Here is a 23913-nt window from a genome sequence, read left to right as displayed (position 1 = left end):
TGCACTAACAGCCGATCTTAAAGATAAACAGTGATGTTTAAAATGATTTGGGAAGTGTCTAGAGCTATTGTAGGCCTTGATAGAAATTAATAGCTCACCGGTTGCGGCTGTAAGTACTTATTAATATATTCTTCGCGAATGGCAGGTCTTTCTTCGGCGCTGGCTTTTTGCATGCGCGTTCCTAAATCTTTACGTTCTTGGCTGCTCATCTTTTGCCAAGTTTCACGCATTTTTTGTTTTTCTTGCTCAGGAAGTTGAGTAAACCAATCCATACGTTGATGTAAAACTGTACTTTGCGCTTGCGGTAATTCCTTCAACGATTGATAACGTTGAATTAGCGCACGTTGTTCGGCATCAGACAGAGTATCCCATGTTTCGGCTACTTGTGTATTGGCATCTTTAGAAAAAACCCAAAAACGCTCAAAGCCTGCAAAACTGGTTTGCAAAAAGCTAAATGCACAAAATGCCAATACTAATTTTTTAGCTGCCATGGGGAACTTTATCCTCACCCAAAACCATTAACATTTCTAAATCTTCCACCATTTGCGGAGAAAGTTTTGGCGTCACAATCACTTGATTTTGCGGTTTAACCGCTATTTCTAAAGAGTTAGGCAATACGACAAATCCTGTAATGGCCGCAGCCAATGCAAAACCCGACATTTTCCACCAACCATAACGGGTGGTTTCTTGATGATGAATTTTTTCAATCACTTGACTCATGACCACAGCTTTGTCTCTATGCTGCCGCGCTGCGCCGTCAAGTTTAGACGTAATCTGCTTTAAGAAATCATCTTGTTTCATTCTGATGACCCTCCACGAGATGGATTTAAATGTGCTAAAGAAATCCGAAGACCTTGAATAGCACGGTGATAATGCGTTTTTACACTACCTTCACTGCAATCCATGACCTGTGCAGTAGTGTGTGTATCAAAACCTTCCCAAGCCCTTAACATAAAGGCTTGTTGCTGGCGAACAGGCAGCTTTGCAATAGCATCCTGTATTTGTTCAGCTGTAACCACGCGATCCAAAAAGTCGAATGGATTCGGCATGTTTTCATCAACAATATCATTAACTTCGATATCGTCATCATCTAAACTAATTTTTTTAAAAAAGGAAAAAGGTTGCGCCCTGCGTGCTTCTTTGCGGCGCCAATCTTGTAATTTATGATTTAAAATAGTGTAAAACAGCGGATACCATTCGTCGGTCGCTTTTTCGGCATACGCTTTATGTAAGGAGATAAAGGCTTCTTGCACCAAGTCCATGGCAATACCATGATGACCTTGTGTGGCGCTTTCCATCATCACCAAAGCGCGGCCTGTCACGTCTTGCATGAAATTCTTCAGCCGTTGTTCAGCCGTACTCTTTAGAATACTTACATTTTCAGATTTAGACTGTTTGGGTGCTGAATCCATAGGGATGGAAAATCCTGTCATGGGATACCCACCATTATTTCCATGTTCATAGTTATATAACGATGGGAACAACGGTTTGGTTGACAAAAAACTTATTATTTTTATAGTGTAATCTATTTTAAACATCCGCGAGGGATGTTTAAAATAAAGTAACGAAACAGTGCTGCTTATAGGCGCTGACGAACCATTTCAAAGAAACATACTGAGCCGGCAATGGCGACATTTAACGATTCTTGGCCGCCGGGCTGTGGAATAGACACAGCTTCTGCATGTTTTAGCGCATAATCAGATACGCCTTGGCCTTCATTGCCCAAAATCCAGACACATTGCTTTCTTAAGTTTTTCGAGTACAGGCTTTCAGATTGATGATGAGAGCTGGTCACATAGACAGGAATGGTGAATTTTTCCAGTAAGTCTTCTAGGGCAATATTTTCATAGGTTTGTAATGAAAAATGTGCGCCCATACCTGCACGCAGTACGCGAGGCGACCAAATAGAGGCTGAACCTTTGGTACAAACCACTTGTTCAATACCGGCGGCTGCCGCTGAACGGAGTAATGTTCCAACGTTGCCGGGGTCTTGAATGTTGTCTAAAATTAAGGTGTCTTCTTTAAAGTTTAAAGCTTGGTTTGAGCTAGGTAAGTCTACGATGGCTAAACACGCCAAAGATGTACCCAGTGTGCTTAAATCGTTAAATAAAGCTTCGCTTAAAATAAAGACATTGCCTTCATACATCGAGACGATTTTTTCTAAATCGGGATGAGCAAAAGCCACTTCAGTGGTAAAAATAGAATTGATGGTGCGTTTTTGCTCTAACCAAGCAATACTTAAATGTGTACCTTCAAGCACAGTTTGGCGATTTTTTTTACGAAATGAGCTTTGTTCAATTAAACCACGTAACTGTTTAATTTTTGGATTGTCTTTAGATTCAAGAAAAAAAGCGGGCATAAGAGAATATCCATAGAAGTAAGTTAATCACTTACTTCTATTGTTTAAATTAATTGTGGTAGCGGGTTGCTAATTCAACTTCGTTTTTAGAACCAATAATCACGGGAACACGCTGATGTAATTCAGTCGGTTGAATATCCAGAATACGAACACGCCCAGTTGTGGCTGCACCACCGGCTTGTTCCATCAACATACTCATCGGATTGGCTTCGTACATTAAACGCAGGCGACCCGCTTTTTGCGGATCTTTGGTGTCGTATGGATATAAGAAAATACCACTACGACATAGAATACGATGAATGTCGCCCACCATACACGCAACCCAACGCATGTTGAAGTCTTTTTCACGGACTGAGGTTTTACCGTCTTGCAGTTCTGCGATATAACGCTGTACTGGTGCTTCCCAGTGGCGTTGATTCGAGGCGTTAATCGCATATTCTTGCGTGTCTGCGGCCACTTGAATGGCATCAGAAGTTAGTAAAAATACTTGTGTTTCTGGATCAAAAGTAAAGAACACGGTACCTGCGCCAACTGTTAGTGCCAACATGGTCGATGGGCCATACAACACATAACCAGCAGCCACTTGCTGCGTACCAGCTTGCATAAAGTCGCTTGCTTGAGTTACTGCATTTTGAGCGGGTAAAATAGAAAAAATAGTGCCCACACACATATTGATATCAATATTGCTTGAACCATCTAAAGGATCAAACAATACCAAAAATTTACCGTTTTCTTGTGCAGGGGTAAATTCATCAAGCTCCTCAGAAGCCAAACCACCGACTTGTGGATGTACTTTTAAAGCATCAATTAAATAATCGTTAGAAATCACATCGAGTTTTTTTTGTGTTTCGCCTTGTACATTTTCATGTTCTGCACTACCCAATACACCTGCTAAGGCACCTTTTTGCAATGCCTGATCAATAGTCTTGCAAGTATTTGCAATTGTTTCAATTACTTGAGCAAGTTCAGGGCTGAGATTCCCTGTTTTTTGATCTAAGAATTGGGACAGGGTGAGGTATGACATGCGAAGAAAACTCCAATTAAAAAAGGATAAAAACGATCAAAAAAATACGCGTGTTCATTTTAGATGAGAACGCAACAAAAGGACAATTAAACTGGATTATTTGTACTGATTTTGCCCTTGTAAGTTCTGTAGAAGATGCTATGTTGAGGTGAGTAAAGGGTATTTGAAATCGTCATAGGAGCATGATTATGACAACGCAAAAGTTTGATGGCATGCCAACGCCAAGTGAAGCCATGAATGTGGATGATATTTCTGCGGACAAGGTGAAAGAAGCGTGGCAAGGATATGAAGCTAAGCCAGAATATAAAAAATTTAACAAACATGATTTGATCGAATCAATGCAAAATCCGCAAGAGCATTCAGAACAAGCCTAAAGGCTTAGCCCTAAAAAAGCGCTCCAAAGTGAGCGCTTTTTTAGGGCTATTATTTTTATAGATTAATGCAGCTTTATTTTAATAAGGGCGGAACCGCTTCGTAATTAAGTTCTACGCGGCGGTTTTCTTTCCATGCATTTTCATCATGACCTGCATCAACTGGCATTTCTTTACCGTAGCTGACTGCTTCGAGTTGAGTTGCCGCCACACCATTGGTGATCAGGAAGCTCTCTACTGCTTTCGCGCGGCGCTCACCCAAAGCCATATTGTATTCACGCGTACCACGTTCATCAGTGTGGCCGGTTAAAGCCACTTTTGAATTGGCATTGGCCACGAGATACTGGGCGTGCCCTTGCAGAGTTTGATAGTCTTCGTTAGAAAGATCGCTGCTGTCATAGTTAAAGTGTACAACACGTTTGGCTAAGAACGCTTTATTGGCCGCAGTCACCCCTTTAGCAGAAGCACCGGCTAAGTTTTGTGCATTTAGTGCTGCATCTTCACTTAGGCCTTCAGTATTTACACTGGGCAGGCTGCCAGATTGATTAGGATTTTGTCCAACTTGAACGTCAGCTGCGGGTTTGCGATTGGCACAACCGGTCATAATTAATGCGGTTGCCAGAACAGGAAGTACCAATAGTTTAACTGCTTTCATTTTTATCTCCATGATCATTAAGATTTTGACTTTATAGGTTATTGCGGTGCCCAAGCCGGTTCACGAACCTCACCTTGTTCACTGGGTAAATTCATGCGGAAACGGCCGTCCAGTGACATAATCGCCAATAAACCACGATTTCCTTCACGCGTGGCATACACCACCATTTGTCCATTCGGTGAAAAACTTGGCGATTCATCTAAGCTGGTCGGGGTTAAAATATTGGTGATGCCAGTATTTATATCTTGAATGGCCACTTTATAGTTGCTGCCACTTGGGCGATGCACCAGCGCAATTTTTTTACCATCCGCGCTTAAACTGCCACGTGCATTAAATGCACCTCGGAAGGTGAGACGTTTACTGGAAGCATCACTTAAGTTATAGCTATAGATTTGTGGTGAGCCACCTCGGTCAGAGGTGAAAATAAACGACTTACCGTCTGGTGCATAACGTGCTTCGGTATCAATCGCCGTGTCATTGGTCATGCGCTGTAGCACACGCGTCTCTAAGTTCATCTGATAGATTTCAGGATTGCCATGCATAGATGCGGTAAATAGCATGCTTTTGCCATCGGGTGAAAAGCTTGGTGCACCATTTAGGCCACGGAAGCTGGCTAATTTTTCACGTTGCCCACTGGCGAGATCTTGCAGATAAATAGCGGGACGTTTGGTCTCAAAAGACACATAGGCGATTTTTTTCGCATCCGGTGTCCATGCAGGTGACAAAATGGGATCACGGGAGGTCAAAATGGTTTTAGGCTGTTCGCCATCGGTATCGGCAATTTGTAAGGTATAGCGTTGTTCTGGAGTGGCTGGATTACGCAGAACATAAGCAATCCGCCCACTAAAGTCACCAGCAATACCGGTGAGTGCTTGATAAATCGCATCACTGATCATGTGGCCGGCTTGACGAATACGTGAAGCAGGAACGGTAAGTAATTCATTTAACAGATATTGTTGTTTTTCGATATCGTACAGTTGATAGTGAACTTCAAAAGCACCACTTTCTGTGGTTTTAACCGTACCGGTTACCACATATGGCACACCGGCAGTTTTCCATGCATCTGTATTGGGATTGTTCATACTGGCATTGGCCGGTAAGTTTTTTGATGCACTGGAGAATTTACCCGAACGATTTAAATCGCTTTCCACAATAGGGTAAATGCTTTGGTCATTATTAAACGGAATAATGGCAATCTTGGGCGCAGCTTCTGGAGCTTTCGTAATTTCTAAGTGCAGTTGTGCATAAGATTGTGTGGCTAAAACAGGACTGAGTACTGTTAAAATACTGAGGCAAAGTACATGTTTACGTATCATTTCCATCATCCGCTATGTGCTGTGAAAAATGTAGGTTATTGTCATTTTAACTGGCTCACATCATGGCATGATTTTAAATGATTAAAAGCATAGCATGATATGAAAACTGTTATAAGACTGTGAAAAGTGAATAAAAATTTAGCCATTTTACTTCAGTTTTAAATCAGTCACAAAAAGCCACATCCCCAAAAGAGCAGGTGGCTTTTTATTTAGTTTGCACTAAAGCTTGAAGTAAAGGTTCGCGCTTCACGACGTGCATCTGGGTCTGACGGCATTGGATAAGGTGCTGCTGCACGAACGGCAGCTTCTACACTGGCTTTCATGTCCGCATCGCTTGAGTTCACAATGACCGATTGTACTGCGCCACTGTCACTTAACGTTACTCGCGCCGTGGCTTTTTGACCAGCTGAGCCGTTTGGAATATCCCATGCGCGTTTCACTTTATTTTCAAAATCACGCTTGGCAGTAGAAGCAATTTTCTTACTTTCTGCCTTTTTAGTGGCGGCTTCTTCAGCAGCTTGTTTTGCTGCGGATGCTTTGACTTCAGCATCTGCACGTTCTTTCGCCTCTGCTTTGGCTTTATTTGCGGCATCGGCTTTAGCTTTTTCAGCAGCGTCTGACTTAGCTTTATTTGCAGCATCGGCTTTGGCTTTTTCAGCAGCGTCTGACTTAGCTTTATTTGCAGCATCGGCTTTAGCTTTTTCAGCAGCGTCTGACTTAGCTTTATTTGCAGCATCGGCTTTGGCTTTTTCAGCAGCGTCTGACTTAGCTTTATTGGCGGCATCGGCTTTGGCTTTTTCAGCAGCGTCTGACTTAGCTTTATTGGCGGCATCGGCTTTGGTTTTTTCAGCAGCGTCTGACTTGGCTTTATTTGCAGCATCTACTTTGGCTTTTTCAGCAGCGTCTGACTTAGCTTTATTAGCTGCATCGGCTTTGGCTTTTTCAGCAGCATCTGCTTTGGCTTTATTTGCAGCATCGGCTTTGGCTTTTTCAGCAGCGTCTGACTTAGCTTTATTTGCAGCATCTGACTTGGCTTTATTGGCTGCATCCGCTTTGGCTTTTTCAGCAGCGTCTAACTTAGCTTTATTGGCGGCATCGGCTTTGGCTTTATTCGCTGCATCTGACTTAGCTTTACTTGCTGCATCCGCTTTGGCTTTCGCCGCAGTATTGGCTTGTTCAGCTTCAGCCGTTTTTGCTTTTACCAGTGCTTCTGCTTGGGCTTTTTCAGCGGAGGTTTTGGCTTGACGTGCTTGTTCAGCAGCTTCTGCCTTGGCCTTTTCGGCAGCTTGTGCTTTTGCTTGAGCCATATCTGCAGCTTTATCTTTAGCGGCTTGAGCAGCCAAAAGGGCAACTTGTTCTGCTAATAATTTTTGCTCAGCAGCTTTTGCCTCATTTGCAGCTTTTTGCAGATCAAGTGTCGGTTGTTGCGGCGCAGGGGTTGGGATTTGGGCTGCAACTGGATCTGGTTCAGCAGTTTGCTGTACTTGTTCTGCAACTTTTTCATCTGTTGTTTCTGCTGAATCGGTTTGTTCTAAAGGCGTCGCTTCGGGTGGCGGTAAATCTTCAGGTTTAATTAACACCATTTTAATGGTTTTAGGCGGCACGACAGGTTTGCTCATGCCTAAAAAAAGCAGGCCAGTGATGGCCACCGCATGCACAGCAACAGTAAATCCAAGCGCAATTATTTTTTCTTTAGAGTGTGGCTTTTTAAAATCTTTCATAAATTACTTTAACGGCTCTGTCAGTAAGCCAACTTGCGTTAATCCGGCATCTTGCAGACTATTCATCAGCGCCATCACTTCACCGTAGGAACGTGATTTTTCACCTTGAATCACCACACCTAGTTGTTTATTTGCAGCTTTGGCTTCTATTTGCGCTTGCGCTAAAATACGCGTTAGCTCGCTTAACTCAAGCGCTTGACCATTGCTATAGTCTTTATATTTTAAGAAGTATTTGCCATCTTTATCTAAGCTGACCATGGCCGGAGCATCTTTAGATTCAATCGGATTGCCATTGGCTTGGGGTAAGTCCACTTGAATACCGCTGGTAATCATGGGTGCAGTCACCATGAAAATCACCAAAAGAACCAACATCACGTCAATATAAGGAACGACGTTCATTTCACTTTTTAAAGGTTTTTTCACACGCTCAAAGCGTCCAGAACGTTGAATCGCCATTAATTATTTTCCTGTGCAGCACTCACAGTTTGGCGTTGTAACAGCGCCACCATTTCTTCGGCAAATAAAGCGCGGTCTGAATATACCGTTTCACCTTTAGCGGTGTAATGGTTAAATGCCAATACCGCAGGAATAGCGGCAAAAAGACCAATTGCAGTGGCAATAAGTGCTTCTGCAATACCGGGTGCAACTGTGGCTAAAGTGACTTGATCGACATCGGCAAGACCAATAAAGGCATTCATAATGCCCCATACGGTGCCGAATAAACCAATATAGGGTGCAACCGAGCCAATACTGGCCAGTGCGCCTAGACCCTGCTCAAGTACACCTTGGTCGCGGCTTAGTCCAACGCGTAACAGACGTTCTGTACCGTCAATGGTTTGCTCGCTGGTGGCTTGGAATTTGTTGAGTTTAAAGAACTCACCGATACCTTGATAGAAAATATCCTCTAAGCCGGTACGTTTAGAATTAAGCTGAGCATTGTTATACAGCGTATTTAATTCAGCACCCGACCAGAAGATTTTTTGAAAATGCTCATCTTCTGCTTGGGCTTTTTTATAACTCATATGTAACTTGGCAATCAAATACCAACTGTATAACGATGCCAAGAGCAGCACCAGCATCACCAGTTGAACCACCGGACTTGCTTGTAAAATAAGATCTGATATGTGTAGCGATGATTCGAGTTGAGTTGCCATAAGTTACATGTGCCAATAAATTTTTTAGTCTTGTTCTAACTCTTTTAGAATTAGTTCACGAATTTGATCTGGAAGTCGACGAGGTTTCATTTCTGCACTAATACATGCCAATTCGACCTCGCCAGATGCCAGCATGATTTCACCACGATAAATATTTTGTTGCAATACAAATGATGTCGCTTTACACGAAACTACACTCGCTGTAACAGTAATCAGGTCATCCATCAGGATTGGACGCGAATATTTAACGTTAATCTTGTGCACGACAAAATGATAATCTTTTTGATGCCAGTAGTGATCGACACCAGATGCACGAAGCCATTCGGTACGTGTACGTTCCATGAAGCGAATATGATTTGCATGATAGACAATGCCGCCTGCGTCAGTGTCTTCAATATATACACGAATTTGGAATTCGAATTTATTCGCCATGATTTTGTTCCATCTTTAATTCAGTTTGATGTGTTGAACGCTTTATTTTTAGCAAAAATTTCAACCGCTACGATGCGGTGCTTTTCGCTAAGAGTCAAGCGCTGCGCAGCGGGGCAGTTTAGCACTCTGAGTTTTTCCTCCAATGGCACAAGGTTTCAAATCACATTTCAGGCTATATAAAATAATCACTGAAATGCTTACACTCAAGCACTTTGGGGGGAAGTCATGCAGCGATATATCAAATGGTTAATAGCACTAGCGATTGGCTTTGCTTTTTGGTCGTATTGGCATACGCCAAATTCGGGTATTCAAAATTCAGCGCATTATCAGGTGGTCAATGGGGTTCATCAATTTGATGGCTTTACCATTACCAATTTAGCGCCGTATGAAGGCGAATTTCGTGTGTTATCTATAGAAAATTATAGTTTGGGACCGGAATCAAAGTTAAGTCCTGTCGACTTCGCTTTGGGCTGGGGCAAGATGAAAGATCCACAGGTGTATAAGCAGCTTTCAATTCGGCAAAGCAACCGTTGGTATTATTGGCGTTATGAAAATGCACCGCCTATTCCGGTCGATGAAATATCCAGTCAAAGTGCCAATACGCATTTAATTCCTGCCAATAAAGACATTGCTAAACAATTGGCAAAAATTGATCCAGATAATTTAATTTATTTAAAAGGGCAATTGGTAGAAGTGAAGTCGGAGGATGGTTGGATGTGGCGCAGTTCACTCAGCCGTGACGATACGGGTAATGGTGCGTGTGAGCTGATGTTGGTGGAAGAAGTACGCGTGCTTGCGAGATCCTAAGAGTTTGATTTTTGAGATTACCAAGACTTTGAAATAAATCTAAGATGGTTTGATGGTGAGTTGGAAAAGATGGCACAAGCAGAAAATACACAGGCGTTCATGATTCAACTTCCGCGGACTGTTCCAGAGCAGCGGTAATACCCCCATTTTTAATTGAGTTAATGAGTAGACAATCCAAAGCCCTTATTATTGTTTAAAATGAGGTGGATAACCATTAACTGACATATGAGGTCGCTCATGATTATAGAAGCGCTGCCATGCAGTTGTATAGTCCTGCACCTCACTAAGATTTCGAAATAAATATTGATTTAAACATTCATAACGAACTGTACGATTAAAACGCTCAACATAAGCATTTTGCTGTGGATTGCCTGGCTGAGTAAATACATGTTCAATATCATGCTGGATACACCATGCTGCCATTAAATCACTTATATATTCAGGTCCATTGTCGGAACGAATCCGCTTAGGTTTACCTCGCCATTCGATTAACTGATCCAGCCCCCTGAGCACACGCTGAGCAGGCAATGAGAAGTCAACCAGTATGTCTAGGGACTCACGGTTATAATCATCAATCACGTTGTGAACACGATAGCTTCGTCCATCACTCAATTGGTCATGCATAAAGTCCATTGACCATGATTCATTCTTAGCAGTAGGTACTGCAAGCGGTTCAGGTTGTTCTCGCTTAATACGTTTGTTGGGTTTAATTCTTAAATTAAGCTCAAGCTCCTTATAAATTCGATATACGCGTTTGTGGTTCCAAGGGTTACCTTTGACATTGCGCAGGTACAAAAAGCAAAGTTTAAAGCCCCAAGTCTTATTCTCATTGGTGAGCTTAATCAACCAATCTGCAATGATCATATTCTGCTCTTTTAATTGAGCCATATAACGATAGCAGGTTTGACTAACTTGAAAGATGAGACAGGCCTTGCTCACTGATATTTTATATTGCTCAACGGCTTGTTGAGTAAGTAACCTACGTTGCGTTGGCCTTAAAACTTTTTTGACAATGCATCCTGAAGGATATCTGCTTTGAGTCGCTCATCGGCATACATACGTTTAAGACGAGCATTTTCAGCTTCTAGCTCTTTCAATCGAGTCATCATCGAGAGATCCATGCCACCGTATTTGGACTTCCATTTGTAAAATGTGGCCGAACTCATTCCATGTTCACGGCATAGGTTGGGAACAGGTGCTCCTGCTTCAGCTTGTTTCAAAATACTCATGATTAAGCTGTCTGAATATTTAGATGTTTTCATAGAAAATCTCCTTAAATCAAGGGTATTTGATTTTCTACTTTTAAGTTCAATTATTTGAGGGGAGCATTACCCAGCCAAATGTTCAAGCAATAGTTTTACAACACCCGAAAGAGCAAAAAATTTATTTGGATTTAGCTCATTCAACAGATTGGGTGGTTGCTGCCTCTATTTTTATATCAGCATTAATTAGTTTTCTTGCTTTTATAGCGACAATTTGTATTGTTATGAAATCCACACAACAAAATATTGAGTCTAATAAAATACTTATTGAATCCCAAAATGAATTAAAAAAGAATGAATTACAATTTCTTTATAAAAGTGCAGAGATTGATAAATTTAGAAATCTTATTGCAGAATATTTCGCTTTATTAATGAAATTTAATACGGTTGTTTCCTTAGCGATTAAGCAAATGGAAAGAGATCAGTTAATTCAAAGTCTAGTTAATTATTTTTCAGAAGTGGCTTATTATCATATGCAAATAGAATTATTTTTAGATTGTGATTTGAATCAAAATCATAAAATCCTTAAGAACCAATTAAAAGAATTAATGGATTCGCTATGGAAAATAAGAGTACAAATTGATGGAGATGATAAAGAAAAGATCAATGATCGAATAGTTGGTTTCTCTAATGAATTTGGTACTGTAAGAGATAGCTTAATAAAGCTAATCAATCAGGATATGAAATTACAAAAGGGAGAATAAATCCTCCCTCACCATTACTTTTCTTTCGGTTCAGGCGGTGTCATCCCAAACTGTGCATAGGCCATATTGGTGGCAATACGTCCACGTGCAGTACGCATCGCATAGCCCTGTTGAATCAGATACGGCTCAATCACATCTTCTAATGTGCCGGAATCTTCTGCCATGGCGGCGGCTAAAGCCTCTACACCGGCAGGGCCGCCATCAAAACGCTCAAGCAACATGCTTAAATAACGACGGTCTAAGGTGTCTAAACCATCTTTATCGACATTGAGCATATCTAAAGCGCGCTCGGCCATATCTTGATTGACTTCACCCGTGCCTTTGACTTGGGCATAGTCACGCACGCGGCGCAGTAAACGATTGGCAATACGCGGTGTACCACGGGCGCGACGGGCAATTTCTTTTGCGCCATTACCAGTCATGGGAACATCCATTAAACTGGCGGAGCGTGACACAATATGGGTTAAGTCCGCCACAGAGTAAAATTCTAAGCGCTGCACAATCCCAAAACGGTCACGTAAGGGGGAGGTTAGTAAGCCAGCACGCGTGGTGGCAGCCACCAAAGTAAAGGGCGGTAAATCCAGTTTAATGGAACGCGCCCCTGGGCCTTCACCAATCATAATGTCGAGTTGATAATCTTCCATTGCGGGATAGAGAATTTCTTCAATCACCGGTGAAAGACGATGAATTTCATCAATAAATAAAACATCACCTTCTTCCAAATTGGTCAGCATGGCGGCCAAATCACCGGCACGTTCTAGCACTGGTCCAGAGGTGGATTTTAAATTTCCGCCCATCTCGCGCGCAATAATATTGGCCAAGGTGGTTTTACCTAAACCCGGTGGGCCAAAAATTAAGGTGTGATCGAGTGCTTCACCGCGGCCACGTGCTGCACCAATAAAGATCTCCATTTGCTCACGCACCACCGGTTGACCAATATAGTCATCCAATGACGTGGGGCGAATGGCACGGTCAAAATGATCTTCAGGTTTTTCAGAACCACTGATTAAACGCTCTTGCATAGGTGTCTTAATCTATCTTTATTTCATCATGGATTTAAGCGCAGCACGAATAATGTCTGCACATTCGGTAAAGTCAGCTTTTACAGCCGAAACCATTTTTTGTGCTTCAGCCGGTTTATAACCGAGTGATTGTAACGCGGCTTCCGCTTCGGCCACCGGTGAATTTGAACTGAATTGAATTTGCGTGTTGGTGGAGTTGGCGGCAGTTGAAGTATTGGCCAAGGTTTTAAAACGATCACGCAGTTCAATCATTAAACGTTCCGCAGTTTTTTTGCCCACACCCGGTACTTTAATTAGGGTATTCAAATCTTCATTTTCTACGGTATGAATGAGTAATTCGATACTTAAGGTAGATAAAATGCCCAATGCCATTTTCGGCCCAACACCATTGACTTTAAGCAAAGTGCGGAAAATGGTTTTTTCTTGTGGCTGTAAAAACCCATATAGCAGTTGCGCATCTTCACGAACCGTTAAATGCGTCCACAGCGTAACACTTTGCCCTTTTTGCAGTTGGCAAAAAGTCGATAATGGGGTATCTACTTCATAACCGACACCGTTGACATTGAGTAACACTGTCGGGGCTTCTAAAGCAAATACTTCACCAATAAGACATCCAATCATTTTAATTTTTTCACTTTTCTATCGTGGTGGCTATGGTAGTGAGCATTTGCCATAAAGGCAAAATACTCCAACCTATGAAACTTTATTGATCAGCATTTGAGTGCACATATTTACGCGCTACGTTCAACTGTGCGTTTACATTAATCCGGCTTTGTTGCCTTGTAATTCTTGCGACAAATTATAGGCCTGATGGTCAGAGAATTTCGAAATAATATCTAGTACCTGCATAATATTTTCATAGTGATTGCTTTCAAAATTGATGCCTGCACGTTGCAGCATCGACATTAAACGTTGTTCTTTAAAACTTAAAGTTTTATGCGGCGTGGTCAGTGGAATAAAAGCATCTAAGATATTTTGTAGACTTTGATGGGCAATAATTTCCAGTCCAGCTTTTTGTGGATGTTCAAAAATTTTATCTCGCGCTAAGTTCTTGGCGCGCTCAATGCCGCGTTCAATATCTTCCGTGCAATATTGCAATAAGCTCCCGCGCAGTTGGCCGGATAAAATTTCAAAATGATGCTTGGCAAAAGCACTGGTCACTTCATCAACCAAACGTTTCATGACACGGCCACGTAAAGCCGCAATTTTTTGCTGCCATGTGCTGCTGGGGATGGATAATTCTTCCGGTCTGCCATAGTCGGCAATTAAATCTAGAAAAATTGGTTCGACTTCTTCATAAGAGAGCATGTTTAAAACAATGCCATCTTCCAAATCAATCAGTGCATAGCAAATATCGTCTGCGGCTTCTAATAAGTAGGTCAGCGGATGGCGACAATAATGATATTCACCCAATTGAATTAAGCCCAATTGTTCGGCAATTTGCTGCAAAACTTCTTTCTCGGATTGATAACAGCCAAATTTAGCCCGTTGACTGGCAGGGCGATCGCCTTGTGACGCAATAGTTTTGGAGAGCCACGGATATTTTAAATAAGCGCCTAAGGTGGCGTAAGTCAAACGCATACCGCCATCATTGGGATGATAGTCAATCTTGGTCAGTAAGCGTAAACCTTGGGCGTTGCCTTCAAACTGGCGTACATCGGCTTGTTCTTCAGCTGACAATGCCTGTAGGAAGTTGCCATGTGAGGCATCATCAAACCATTCCCGAATAGCATATTCACCGGCATGACCAAAAGGCGGGTTGCCAATATCATGTGCCAAACAAGCCGCTTGAATAATTGCGCCAACATCGGCAGGGGAAATCCATACGGGCAGGTGGTCTTTAATTTTTTCAGCCGCCAACATCCCTAAAGAGCGCCCGATACACGACACTTCGAGTGAGTGAGTCAAACGGGTATGAATGCCGTCATGTTGGGTGAGCGGATGCACTTGCGTTTTACGATTGAGCTGACGAAAGCTTTGGGAGAAAATAATCCGGTCATAATCTTTGTGAAAAGGGCTACGCGCTTGCTCTGTAATCTGTTTTTTACTGCCAATACGAATTGTTGACAGCAGCTCTAACCAACGCATGTGTTCCATGTATTATGATTCAGTGAGGACCTAAATTCATCATGCCAAAAAAAAGCGCCATCGCCTAGAGCGCTGCGACATCATTTGTCTTGCTCAAATCCCCATGCAGCGTAAAAGTGAGGCTGTACATTAAAACAAATCACAACAAAGTGTAGTTGCGTGTCTGTGCATTGTTGCTGTTTAGCCCAATGATGCAGTGAATTTAAACACTGATTTTAAGGTGCAAGCGTAGTATCGATTTAACAATCGCGCCGTGTAGAGCGCTGCTTTAAGGCAGCATAATCATATTTAGACACAAGATAATAAAAAAATGATAAGTGCTTCAATTTAAAATTTTTAGAGCAAAATGAAAGGTTTCTTTTAATTTTGTGTATGAATAGTCAGCAGATTGCTAAATTTCTATCTAGCTGATTGAGTCAATACACAGTAGAATATGCGCTCTCTCTAAGTCACATTGGCGGTATGGTTCAAAAGACCTGCCCGTGGAGCCAAAATCAGCATGTTTATCGTGGCCGGTGCACCAGCACACTCTTCTTTTAAGAAAACTCAACTCTTCAACCGTTTAACGTCAATGAGTTCTGTTCAATCAATTGAAAGTCAATGGATTTATCTGTTTGATCAAGCTCTTAACGAGCAACAACAGCAATCTGCTTTACAGCTGTTAAATGATGGTAGCTCTTTTGAGATCCGCCAAGCAGCCAGTGATGAAATCCAAATTCTTGTCACCCCGCGCTTAGGCACGATTTCTCCGTGGTCATCCAAAGCCACCGATATTTTTGCCAACTGCAACACGCCGATACACCGCCTAGAACGCGGTGTTTTGTTTACTTTAAAGGGTGTTTCTGAAATATCCGCCGAAGTGAAATTGGCGCTACATGACCGCATGACTGAAAGTGTGTTTAATCAGATTGAGGACGCTGCAGCGTTGTTTTCTGAAACTGAACCAAAACCTTTAAATTCAATTGATATTTTAGGTCAAGGTAAAGCTGCACTGGTCACCGCCAATTCTGAATTTGGTTTTGCTTTATCAGATGAAGAAATTGATTATCTGACCGCAGCCTTTATCAAGATGGGTCGTAACCCACATGACATCGAATTGATGATGTTTGCACAAGCCAACTCTGAACATTGTCGTCATAAAATCTTTGGTTCAGAGTGGACGATTGATGGTGAAAAACAGCCACTGTCTTTGTTCCAAATGATTAAAAACACCTATAAAGAATCACCAACAGATGTGTTGTCGGCTTATAAAGACAATGCGTCAGTGATTGTCGGCTATGACACCCAGCGTTTTTATCCAAAACCGGATGAAAATGGCCATTATGTGTATAAATATAAAAGCCAAGCTGCACATATTTTAATGAAAGTGGAAACCCATAACCATCCAACTGCGATTGCACCTTTTGCCGGTGCAGCCACCGGTTCAGGCGGTGAAATCCGTGATGAAGGCGCAACAGGTCGTGGTGGTAAACCCAAAGCGGGCTTAACTGCATTTACTGTATCCAACTTAAATATTCCCGGTTTTGAACAGCCGTGGGAAGAGCAGTACGGTAAACCGTCACGTATGGCATCTGCCTTACAGATCATGATTGATGGTCCATTGGGCGGCGCTGCGTTTAACAATGAATTTGGTCGTCCGGCATTAAATGGTTACTTCCGTACCTTTGAACAAAACGTCAATGGCGATGTAAAAGGCTTTCATAAGCCGATTATGATTGCCGGCGGTTACGGTAATATCCGTCCAGATCATGTTGAAAAAGATCCAATTCAACCGGGCGATTTACTGATTGTGTTGGGCGGTCCAGCCATGCTGATTGGTTTGGGCGGTGGTGCAGCCTCTTCTGTAGACAGCGGTAAATTGGGTGAAAATCTAGATTTTGCTTCGGTACAACGCGAAAACCCAGAAATGGAACGCCGTTGCCAAGAAGTGATTGATACGTGCTGGCGCTTTGAAGAAGCTAATCCGATTGTTTCTGTGCATGATGTCGGTGCAGGTGGTGTCTCTAATGCCATGCCTGAATTGGTTAATGACCATGAATTGGGTGCGGTACTTAATCTACGTAAAATTCCATCGCTAGAAACTGGCATGTCGCCAATGGAAATCTGGTCAAATGAAGCCCAAGAACGTTATGTCTTGGCCATTCGTCCAAGTTCATTGGCACTGTTTGAATCGATTTGTGCGCGTGAACGTTGTCCGTTTGCGGTCCTTGGTGAAGCCACAGAAGCGCGTCACTTAACCGTTGAAGATCCATTGTTTGATAACAAAGCAGTGGATATGCCGATGCAAGTGATGCTCGGTGGTACGCCGCGTATGAGCCGTTCATATGAAAGTATTCAACGTAAGGGCGATGACTTTGATGCTACCGATCTTGATTTAAAAGATGCCATTTACCGCGTTCTTAAAAATCCAACTGTAGCCAGTAAATCGTTCCTGATCACCATTGGTGACCGTTCAATTACCGGTATGGTGGCACGTGACCAAATGGTCGGTCGTTGGCAAGTGCCCGTAGCAGATGCTGCGGTGACCACCACCAGTTTAGTCGGTTATACCGGTGAAGCGATGGCGATGGGCGAACGTCCTCCTGTTGCGCTCTTAAATCCAGCTGCATCCGCACGTTTGGCGGTGGCTGAGGCCATTTCAAACATTATGTGTGCCAACATTGAACAGATCAGCGATATTAAATTATCAGCGAACTGGATGGCGGCAGCCGGTCAAATCGGTGAAGATCAAGCCTTGTTTGAAGGCGTAAAAGCCATCGGGATGGAAATGTGTCCTGCGCTGGGGATTGCGATTCCTGTCGGTAAAGACTCATTATCAATGCGTACCACATGGAATGAAGATGGCGTTGATAAGTCGGTAACTTCTCCAATGAGTGGGGTCATTACCGCCTTTGCGCCAGTCGGTGATGTGCGTAAAACTTTAACGCCTGAACTTAAAGATCAAGATTCCGTCTTGGTGCGTATTGACTTGTCTAAAGGTCAATTCCGTTTAGGCGGTTCAATTCTGGCACAAGTGTATAAAGCCATTGGCTCGGTTACGCCTGATGTCGACAGTTTTGATGAGTTCAAAGCATTTTTTGCTTTGGTTCAAGACTGGAATAACCGTGGTTTAATTCAAGCTTATCACGACATTGGTGATGGTGGCTTGCTGGCAACAGTTGCCGAGATGATGTTTGCTTCCCGTTTAGGCGTGGCTTTAGAAGATCAATCAATCAGCAGTTTATTTGCCGAAGAAATTGGTGCAGTACTGCAAATCGCTACTGCTGATTGGGATGCCCTTCAAGCAGAAGTGGCTGAATCCTTGTTAAAAGATGCGATCACTGTAGTGGGCTGTGTCAATAATACTGACCAATTGAGCCTTAATGGCTTGGTGTTTGAACGCAGCGACTTGCAAGTGGCATGGACTGAAGTCTCGCATCAAATCCAGCGTTTACGTGACAACGTAGAAACCGCAGATTCTGAATTTGCGCTAGTCACTGATAAAAATCACAAAGGTTTGATTGCGCAGCCGACATTTGACTTAAATGAGCCAATTGAAGCGCCGTTTATCAATTCACGTCGTCCGAATATGGCAATTTTACGTGAACAAGGCGTCAATGGTCATGTTGAAATGGCAGCGGCTTTTGATAAAGTCGGTTTTAATACCATTGACGTACATATGAGTGATTTGATTGCGGGTCGTATTAGCCTTGATGATTTTGAAGGTTTAGTGACCTGTGGTGGCTTCTCGTATGGCGACGTTATGGGCGCAGGCGGTGGTTGGGCGAAATCTGTTTTGTTTAATCCGAAACTGCGTGACCAATTTGAAAAATTCTTTAATCGTGATGAAACCTTCTCATTAGGTATTTGTAACGGTTGCCAAATGTTATCGCAATTGGCGCCTTTAATTCCGGGTGCAGACAATTGGCCACGTTTCCATCGCAATACCTCTGAGATGTTTGAGGCGCGTGCAGTCAACGTTCGTGTGGAAAAATCAAACTCGATTTTATTGCAAGGAATGGAAGGTTCGATTTTACCGATTGCCGTGGCGCATGGTGAAGGTCGTGTGGTTGCAAGCAGCGAACATATTGCCGCCTTAAATGCCGATAACCAAGTTGTTCTTCGTTATGTCGATAGCTTAGGTAATGCAACCGAGCAGTACCCATTGAATCCGAATGGCTCACCCGAAGGTATTACCGGCGTAACCTCAACAGATGGTCGCGCCACCATTATGATGCCGCATCCTGAACGTAACTTCCGTGCCGTTCAGCATTCATGGAAGCCAGAAGAGTGGACCGAAGATGGGGCATGGTTGCGTATGTTCCGCAATGCACGTCAATTCATTGGTTAATCTGTTTTAAGCTATTTAAAAGCCACCTTCGGGTGGCTTTTTGATTTTAGAGTGAATTAAATTTTATTTTTAAGCAGTGCAGATCAGTACGTAGCTTTTTTTAATTAAGTGTCGTTGAGATATCATCAACTCCAGATAGAGCTGAAAACAGCTATATTTTTATGGTGACAAATTTATGTATAGCCAAACTCTGGAAGAATTAGCACATTAAATTCTATTTATCACCGTTTAACAAATCTTAGATCCATGCCAAGGTGGCATTTGCTTACTTTGTGCCGGCAAAGTAAGAAATCAGCTATTCGGAAATATTTAAACATCAGCCTTTATGTGAGGTTATATGAATCTTTTCTGTTCTGTAAATTTTATGAAACCTATCGTGTGTTACTTATTTTCGTAACTGGCTATAGATGGAGGATTAAAAAACGGCTGATTTCAGCCGTTTTTTAGGTAATTTTTAAAGTGGTAAAGGTTGATCTTCATGCGGCTGCGGCATAGCGGCAGAGGCAGACTTTTGGTTATACGGATTTTCGCGTTCTAAAGCTTGATTTAACTCAGCATCAAAAACATCGGTCAGCATACTGTCATAACGTTTTGCATTATAGATGGCCAGTTTTTCTGCCTCCTCTGGTGTCACAAAATTGCTGGTCACAGCGTCTATTAAACGTTCATCAAAGGTTAAGCCTTTAAATTGGCCTTTAGACTCCGCCTTTTTGTACTTATCCCACAACGGTTCGATGGCCAGTAACATATTAAAAGTCGATTCCATACGACCGGTCACATCATCTGCTTCAGTATTATAGAACACATGCTTTTTCAACTCATCACGAAAGGCGTTGTCCTGCATCATCAGTTCACCGGCTTGTTGTTTTAAAGCATCGCTGGATTTTTTCATCGGACGACCCAGTGGAAAACAGATAAATTTCACTATGCCGGCTGCCACGCCCACGGGAAAATTGGCAAATAAATCATAAAAAGCTTCTTGTGCATTAAACAGAGCTTTCTCTAATGCCAACTTGGCATGAACTTGTTCCGCTTCCGTTTTTTTGCCGTGTTGATAATATTTAAGAATGGCACTGCTCATAAATAGATTGGCATGAATATCTGATAAGCGGCCAGAGAGCATTTCTTTGCGTTTAATATCACCGGCCAATAAGCCTAAACACATATCCGCAGTTAGAGAAAAACTGGCACTGAGACGATTAATCATTTTGTAATAGGAACGCGTAAATGCATCGACACTTTGCGGTGCGTCTGAAGAGCCGCCCACATAACCATAAGCAAAAGCGCGTGCAGTTCGGTTAAAGGTATAGCCTAAGTGTTTATATAGCATATCGTTAAAGGTGGTCAGAGCGGCATCTTTATCTTGCGCTTGCAGCAGTTGTAATTCTTCAAATAAATATGGATGACAACGCATCGAACCTTGACCGAAAATCATTAAAGAGCGACTTAAAATATTCGCGCCTTCAACCGTGATCGAGACCGGAATGGCTTGATAACCCAAAGCTAGAAAATTACGTGGCCCCAGTTGGATGGCACGACCACCCACCACATCCATACCATGATTAACCACACGGCGCATGGTTTCTGTGGCGTAGTATTTGGCCATTGCGGTCATTACGGCCGGTTTACCGCCTTGATTAAGACCACAGGTGACCAAATAGCGAAAAGCTTCCAACATATAAGTGTCACTGGCAATGTCGCTGGTGGCCTCTTGTACGCCTTCAAATTTTCCGATTGAAATTTTAAACTGTTGGCGAATTTTGGCAAAAGCTCCGACCATTAAATAGCTCATTTCACTGGCGGCAGTGGATAAAGCAGGCAAGGAAATACCACGGCCGACGGCCAAGCATTCCATCAACATGCGCCAGCCTTTGCCGGCATTGACTGCTCCGCCAATAATCCACTCCAATGGAATAAAGACATCTTGACCATCGACGGTACCATTCATAAAGGGTGAACCGGGATTATGCCGTGCACCCAGTTTTACTCCAGCATGACTGGCAGGAATTAGCGCACAGGTAATGCCGTAATCGGTGATATTTTTATCGCCCAATAAACCATCAGGGTCATACAGCTTAAACGCTAACCCGACCACCGTAGCAATCGGGGCAAGGGTAATCCAGCGTTTGGAAAAATTCATATTTAAGCCCAACACACGCTGGCCTTCAAATTCGCCATAACAGACTACGCCCGTGTCGGGAATAGCGCCGGCATCCGAACCGGCTTCTGGACTGGTCAGGCCAAAGCAGGGAATTTCTTCACCGCGTGCCAAACCGGGTAAATAACGATTTTTTTGTTCTTCTGTACCGTAATGCAGCAATAACTCACCCGGCCCTAACGAGTTCGGCACCATACAGCTGACCGCGGCGGTAAGCGAGCGTGAAGCAATTTTACTCATGATGCGACTTTGCGCAAATGAACTAAATGCCAGTCCGCCATATTCTTTGGGAATAATCAGACCCAAAAAACCATGGTTACGAATATAAGCCCATGCCTCAGGCGGCAAATCTTTATAGTGATGATGAATATCCCACTCATTGAGCATTGTGCAAAGCTGTTCCACTTCATTGTCTAAAAAAGATTGTTCCTCACTCGATAATGTTGGATAAGGATACTGCTCAAATTTAGACCAATCTGGTGCACCCATAAACAAATCTTTTTCCCACCAACTGGTGCCAGCATCTAATGCTTCGCGTTCTGTTGTACTCATGCTTGGCATAGCATTGGCAAGATTTTTATAGGCTGGTTTGGTAATCATTGCCATACGTAAGGCATCGATCATTATCACCAAACTCATCAGGATGAGCGGAATGCCCAGAAGCAGTGACCAAGGACTTATAAATGCAGTCACAATCGCCACCACAATCGTGATTATCGCACCGATATTTCGGCTGAATGCAAAAAAGAAAATGGCCCAAATGGTAAAAAATTGAATAAGCACACTGATGATGAATAGCATTTATTTTCTCCAGTCGCTTACACCCAATCAAACTTGCATAAACACTAAAGGATGAACAAGATATTTATATTTATGCAGCTATTGTTGAGCCAGAATGATATTGGGTGTAATAAAATATTGTTGTCATAAACGAGAGGAAAATGAGAATTCGCACTCGAGGTTATAAGCTATGTATAAATTAAAATATTATGATTAAAGTAGTATGCTTTCTCAGCAATGTAAAAGATTGAACCGTAACAGAAATGTGACTGAAGGTAAGCTTGTTGAAGTGATGAGCTGTTAAAAATGAACAGTGTAGTGCTGAATATTACTTGGATTTATCAAATTTAAGGTAAAGTGACTGGCAGATACATGCTCTGAAGTGGATAGAATATTGATGTTGAAACTGATTTATTATGTGCCAGATACGCACCTTGATCTCACCAAAACAGCGGTTTTTAACGCAGGTGCCGGTACAATCGGCAACTATGAACACTGCGCTTGGCAAGTTTTAGGTACAGGGCAGTTTAAGCCGCTAAAAGGTGCAAATCCATTTATCGGTACACTGAATGCTTTAGAACAAGTCGCTGAATGGCGTGTGGAAATGATGGTGGCACCGAGTATTGCCTCAGAAGTGCTTAAAGCATTAAAAGCCAGCCATCCCTATGAAGAGCCTGCTTTTGAGTTTATTCAGCTGGTTGAAATTGCAGATACAGAATAACAATATCTACTGCGCAGTCTTATCCAGCTCATGCTGCTTTTAAGATTTAACCTTCAGTTCTGCCTAATTTTGTTTGGACAAAACTAGGCAAAACCATTGTCATTCACCAAACTCGATCAATAGCGCTATCAACCAACGCTGCTGCAAAAACAGAACGATGGTAATATTGTTCTGCTTCGAACAGTGGTGAATGAGGTTTATAGGCATCAAATAGATGAATGGGTTTTAACGTTTATCAAACTTTTTGGATAAACAAATCACGGTCAAAACGATATTGCGGGAAGAATACGCCGTCTGTGGCACGTTCACCGGCTGCAATGACCATAACTGGATATTGTTGTTCGCCCAAGGCTAAAATTTGACTCACCAACGGTTCATCAAAACCTTCCATCATGCAGCTGTCAAAACCATGCGCACGCAAAGCCAAGACTAAATTTTCACATGCAAGCGCTGTGGTTTTACTGGCCCATAATTTCGCATCGGCAGGATTAAACGCGCTGACAGGAAGTTGTTTATTAAACTGACGTGCCATTTTAAATGCAACTTTCTTAAAGTTACCCAATGCATTGAAATAACCGGTTTTATAGTTATATGGAATAAAACGGTAATATTTTTTTACGGCATCTGGCGCTTGAGGAAAAGGAAATTCACTGATGTTCTTCTTGGCCATTTCATCAATACGATCTGTACGTGCGACACACACAATCAGCTCAGATGCAGTGGTTGCCGCCAATTGACTTAAACAGGCTTTAACCAATTGCTTTTTCTTGGCAGCGCTTTGCACCACATAAAATGTCCAAGGCTGTAAATTAGAGGAATTGGGCGCCAGTAAAGCCAAATCTAAACAGTCATCTAAAATTTCCGCTGGAATGGCTTTGTCGGTAAATTTACGCACCGAGCGCCGGCTTTTGAGCACTTTTTTAAAGTTTTCGACATCAATATCCTGCGGTGCAGGTTCAAAGTAACGTTTCTTTTCGGTCTGATCTGAGCTGCTCATACTATCTCGCTA

22 protein-coding genes are annotated in these 23913 nt (G+C 42.6%); 5 read left to right on the top strand and 17 right to left on the bottom strand.

From position 1 onward, the window contains the following. Positions 1-86: 86 nt before the first annotated feature. The 5 genes from SE27_RS10285 to SE27_RS10265 all read right to left on the bottom strand — a co-directional run bounded on the left by SE27_RS10285 (position 87) and on the right by SE27_RS10265 (position 3383). Positions 87-491 carry a DUF3106 domain-containing protein gene (locus SE27_RS10285; protein ID WP_039623105.1) on the bottom strand — a complete coding sequence of 135 codons (405 nt, stop codon included), beginning with the start codon at positions 489-491 and terminating at the stop codon, positions 87-89. After that, positions 481-801 (bottom strand): hypothetical protein, encoded by a 321-nt coding sequence (locus SE27_RS10280; protein ID WP_039623104.1) that lies wholly within the window; start codon positions 799-801, stop codon positions 481-483. The genes SE27_RS10285 and SE27_RS10280 overlap by 11 nt, the downstream gene beginning before the upstream one ends. After that, on the bottom strand, positions 798-1412 hold the full coding sequence (locus SE27_RS10275; protein WP_039623102.1) for an RNA polymerase sigma factor: 615 nt from the start codon (positions 1410-1412) through the stop codon (positions 798-800). The genes SE27_RS10280 and SE27_RS10275 overlap by 4 nt, the downstream gene beginning before the upstream one ends. Before the next feature lie 167 nt (positions 1413-1579). Next, entirely contained in the window at positions 1580-2359 is a 780-nt protein-coding gene (locus SE27_RS10270; RefSeq protein WP_039623100.1) for a TrmH family RNA methyltransferase, read from the bottom strand. A 49-nt stretch (positions 2360-2408) separates the two neighbouring features. Then, positions 2409-3383 (bottom strand): class 1 fructose-bisphosphatase, encoded by a 975-nt coding sequence (locus tag SE27_RS10265; protein WP_039623098.1) that lies wholly within the window; start codon positions 3381-3383, stop codon positions 2409-2411. Positions 3384-3571: 188 nt separating this feature from the next. Here SE27_RS10265 and SE27_RS10260 point away from each other — a divergent pair, with 188 nt between their 5' ends. After that, entirely contained in the window at positions 3572-3757 is a 186-nt protein-coding gene (locus SE27_RS10260) for an NF038105 family protein (protein WP_039623097.1), read from the top strand. 73 nt (positions 3758-3830) lie between these two features. Here the strand turns inward: SE27_RS10260 and pal are convergent, their stop codons facing one another. The 6 genes from pal to ybgC form a co-directional block, all read right to left on the bottom strand. Continuing rightward, positions 3831-4409 (bottom strand): peptidoglycan-associated lipoprotein Pal, encoded by a 579-nt coding sequence (gene pal, locus SE27_RS10255; RefSeq protein ID WP_039623096.1) that lies wholly within the window; start codon positions 4407-4409, stop codon positions 3831-3833. Between the two features lie 38 nt (positions 4410-4447). Next, on the bottom strand, positions 4448-5731 hold the full coding sequence (tolB, locus tag SE27_RS10250; protein WP_162481326.1) for a Tol-Pal system beta propeller repeat protein TolB: 1284 nt from the start codon (positions 5729-5731) through the stop codon (positions 4448-4450). Positions 5732-5934: 203 nt separating this feature from the next. Continuing rightward, a complete protein-coding gene (locus SE27_RS10245) occupies positions 5935-7446 on the bottom strand; it encodes a TonB C-terminal domain-containing protein (protein ID WP_039623090.1) in 1512 nt (503 codons plus the stop codon). A gap of 3 nt (positions 7447-7449) precedes the next feature. Then, a complete protein-coding gene (gene tolR, locus SE27_RS10240; protein ID WP_039623088.1) occupies positions 7450-7902 on the bottom strand; it encodes a protein TolR in 453 nt (150 codons plus the stop codon). After that, positions 7902-8600 carry a protein TolQ gene (gene tolQ, locus SE27_RS10235; RefSeq protein WP_039623086.1) on the bottom strand — a complete coding sequence of 233 codons (699 nt, stop codon included), beginning with the start codon at positions 8598-8600 and terminating at the stop codon, positions 7902-7904. The genes tolR and tolQ overlap by 1 nt, the downstream gene beginning before the upstream one ends. Before the next feature lie 24 nt (positions 8601-8624). Continuing rightward, the gene (ybgC, locus tag SE27_RS10230) at positions 8625-9032 is read right to left on the bottom strand and encodes a tol-pal system-associated acyl-CoA thioesterase (RefSeq protein WP_039623085.1); all 408 of its coding nucleotides are present in this window, start codon (positions 9030-9032) and stop codon (positions 8625-8627) included. A gap of 225 nt (positions 9033-9257) precedes the next feature. Between ybgC and SE27_RS10225 the strand changes: the two genes are divergently transcribed. Next, positions 9258-9839 carry a hypothetical protein gene (locus SE27_RS10225; protein ID WP_039623083.1) on the top strand — a complete coding sequence of 194 codons (582 nt, stop codon included), beginning with the start codon at positions 9258-9260 and terminating at the stop codon, positions 9837-9839. 186 nt (positions 9840-10025) lie between these two features. On the opposite strand, the gene SE27_RS10220 is transcribed toward SE27_RS10225, so the two are convergent. Beyond that, positions 10026-11101, bottom strand: a protein-coding gene (locus SE27_RS10220; RefSeq protein ID WP_148308911.1) for an IS3 family transposase whose coding sequence is annotated in 2 segments (ribosomal slippage) — positions 10026-10849 and positions 10849-11101 — 1077 coding nt in all. Because the reading frame shifts where the segments join, the coding sequence is not laid out codon by codon here. Positions 11102-11226: 125 nt separating this feature from the next. Here SE27_RS10220 and SE27_RS13545 point away from each other — a divergent pair. Beyond that, positions 11227-11805 carry a hypothetical protein gene (locus tag SE27_RS13545; protein ID WP_052251734.1) on the top strand — a complete coding sequence of 193 codons (579 nt, stop codon included), beginning with the start codon at positions 11227-11229 and terminating at the stop codon, positions 11803-11805. Between the two features lie 14 nt (positions 11806-11819). Here SE27_RS13545 and ruvB read toward each other — a convergent pair whose 3' ends face one another. The 3 genes from ruvB to SE27_RS10195 all read right to left on the bottom strand — a co-directional run bounded on the left by ruvB (position 11820) and on the right by SE27_RS10195 (position 14924). Then, complete coding sequence (gene ruvB / locus SE27_RS10205; protein WP_039623080.1) at positions 11820-12827, bottom strand: Holliday junction branch migration DNA helicase RuvB; 1008 nt, start codon at positions 12825-12827, stop codon at positions 11820-11822. Positions 12828-12845: 18 nt separating this feature from the next. Beyond that, the gene (gene ruvA / locus SE27_RS10200; protein WP_039623079.1) at positions 12846-13448 is read right to left on the bottom strand and encodes a Holliday junction branch migration protein RuvA; all 603 of its coding nucleotides are present in this window, start codon (positions 13446-13448) and stop codon (positions 12846-12848) included. A gap of 135 nt (positions 13449-13583) precedes the next feature. Next, positions 13584-14924 carry a deoxyguanosinetriphosphate triphosphohydrolase gene (locus SE27_RS10195; RefSeq protein WP_039623077.1) on the bottom strand — a complete coding sequence of 447 codons (1341 nt, stop codon included), beginning with the start codon at positions 14922-14924 and terminating at the stop codon, positions 13584-13586. Positions 14925-15414: 490 nt separating this feature from the next. On the opposite strand from SE27_RS10195, the gene purL reads away from it, so the two are divergent. Then, the gene (gene purL / locus SE27_RS10190) at positions 15415-19245 is read left to right on the top strand and encodes a phosphoribosylformylglycinamidine synthase (RefSeq protein WP_039623075.1); all 3831 of its coding nucleotides are present in this window, start codon (positions 15415-15417) and stop codon (positions 19243-19245) included. Positions 19246-19699: 454 nt separating this feature from the next. Here the strand turns inward: purL and SE27_RS10185 are convergent, their stop codons facing one another. Beyond that, positions 19700-22204 carry an acyl-CoA dehydrogenase gene (locus tag SE27_RS10185; RefSeq protein ID WP_052251733.1) on the bottom strand — a complete coding sequence of 835 codons (2505 nt, stop codon included), beginning with the start codon at positions 22202-22204 and terminating at the stop codon, positions 19700-19702. Between the two features lie 376 nt (positions 22205-22580). Here SE27_RS10185 and SE27_RS10180 point away from each other — a divergent pair, with 376 nt between their 5' ends. After that, a complete protein-coding gene (locus SE27_RS10180) occupies positions 22581-22904 on the top strand; it encodes an NGG1p interacting factor 3 protein, NIF3 (RefSeq protein WP_039623074.1) in 324 nt (107 codons plus the stop codon). A 235-nt stretch (positions 22905-23139) separates the two neighbouring features. On the opposite strand, the gene SE27_RS10175 is transcribed toward SE27_RS10180, so the two are convergent. Continuing rightward, the gene (locus SE27_RS10175) at positions 23140-23901 is read right to left on the bottom strand and encodes a nitroreductase family protein (protein ID WP_039623069.1); all 762 of its coding nucleotides are present in this window, start codon (positions 23899-23901) and stop codon (positions 23140-23142) included. Positions 23902-23913: the final 12 nt, after the last annotated feature.

Source organism: Acinetobacter harbinensis, from assembly GCF_000816495.1.
GTDB lineage: Bacteria > Pseudomonadota > Gammaproteobacteria > Pseudomonadales > Moraxellaceae > Acinetobacter > Acinetobacter harbinensis.
Note: the sequence above shows the minus strand (reverse complement) of the source record. Positions and strands in the feature narration are given on the sequence as shown.

Excerpts from the sequence above, each read along its gene's own strand:
- SE27_RS10285 (WP_039623105.1), bottom strand. The coding sequence starts at position 491 with ATGGCAGCTAAAAAATTAGTATTGGCATTTTGTGCATTTAGCTTTTTG.
- SE27_RS10280 (WP_039623104.1), bottom strand. The coding sequence starts at position 801 with ATGAAACAAGATGATTTCTTAAAGCAGATTACGTCTAAACTTGACGGC.
- SE27_RS10275 (WP_039623102.1), bottom strand. The coding sequence starts at position 1,412 with ATGGATTCAGCACCCAAACAGTCTAAATCTGAAAATGTAAGTATTCTA.
- SE27_RS10270 (WP_039623100.1), bottom strand. The coding sequence starts at position 2,359 with ATGCCCGCTTTTTTTCTTGAATCTAAAGACAATCCAAAAATTAAACAG.
- SE27_RS10265 (WP_039623098.1), bottom strand. The coding sequence starts at position 3,383 with ATGTCATACCTCACCCTGTCCCAATTCTTAGATCAAAAAACAGGGAAT.
- SE27_RS10260 (WP_039623097.1), top strand. The coding sequence starts at position 3,572 with ATGACAACGCAAAAGTTTGATGGCATGCCAACGCCAAGTGAAGCCATG.
- pal (WP_039623096.1), bottom strand. The coding sequence starts at position 4,409 with ATGAAAGCAGTTAAACTATTGGTACTTCCTGTTCTGGCAACCGCATTA.
- tolB (WP_162481326.1), bottom strand. The coding sequence starts at position 5,731 with ATGGAAATGATACGTAAACATGTACTTTGCCTCAGTATTTTAACAGTA.
- SE27_RS10245 (WP_039623090.1), bottom strand. The coding sequence starts at position 7,446 with ATGAAAGATTTTAAAAAGCCACACTCTAAAGAAAAAATAATTGCGCTT.
- tolR (WP_039623088.1), bottom strand. The coding sequence starts at position 7,902 with ATGGCGATTCAACGTTCTGGACGCTTTGAGCGTGTGAAAAAACCTTTA.
- tolQ (WP_039623086.1), bottom strand. The coding sequence starts at position 8,600 with ATGGCAACTCAACTCGAATCATCGCTACACATATCAGATCTTATTTTA.
- ybgC (WP_039623085.1), bottom strand. The coding sequence starts at position 9,032 with ATGGCGAATAAATTCGAATTCCAAATTCGTGTATATATTGAAGACACT.
- SE27_RS10225 (WP_039623083.1), top strand. The coding sequence starts at position 9,258 with ATGCAGCGATATATCAAATGGTTAATAGCACTAGCGATTGGCTTTGCT.
- ruvB (WP_039623080.1), bottom strand. The coding sequence starts at position 12,827 with ATGCAAGAGCGTTTAATCAGTGGTTCTGAAAAACCTGAAGATCATTTT.
- ruvA (WP_039623079.1), bottom strand. The coding sequence starts at position 13,448 with ATGATTGGATGTCTTATTGGTGAAGTATTTGCTTTAGAAGCCCCGACA.
- SE27_RS10195 (WP_039623077.1), bottom strand. The coding sequence starts at position 14,924 with ATGGAACACATGCGTTGGTTAGAGCTGCTGTCAACAATTCGTATTGGC.
- purL (WP_039623075.1), top strand. The coding sequence starts at position 15,415 with ATGTTTATCGTGGCCGGTGCACCAGCACACTCTTCTTTTAAGAAAACT.
- SE27_RS10185 (WP_052251733.1), bottom strand. The coding sequence starts at position 22,204 with ATGCTATTCATCATCAGTGTGCTTATTCAATTTTTTACCATTTGGGCC.
- SE27_RS10180 (WP_039623074.1), top strand. The coding sequence starts at position 22,581 with ATGTTGAAACTGATTTATTATGTGCCAGATACGCACCTTGATCTCACC.
- SE27_RS10175 (WP_039623069.1), bottom strand. The coding sequence starts at position 23,901 with ATGAGCAGCTCAGATCAGACCGAAAAGAAACGTTACTTTGAACCTGCA.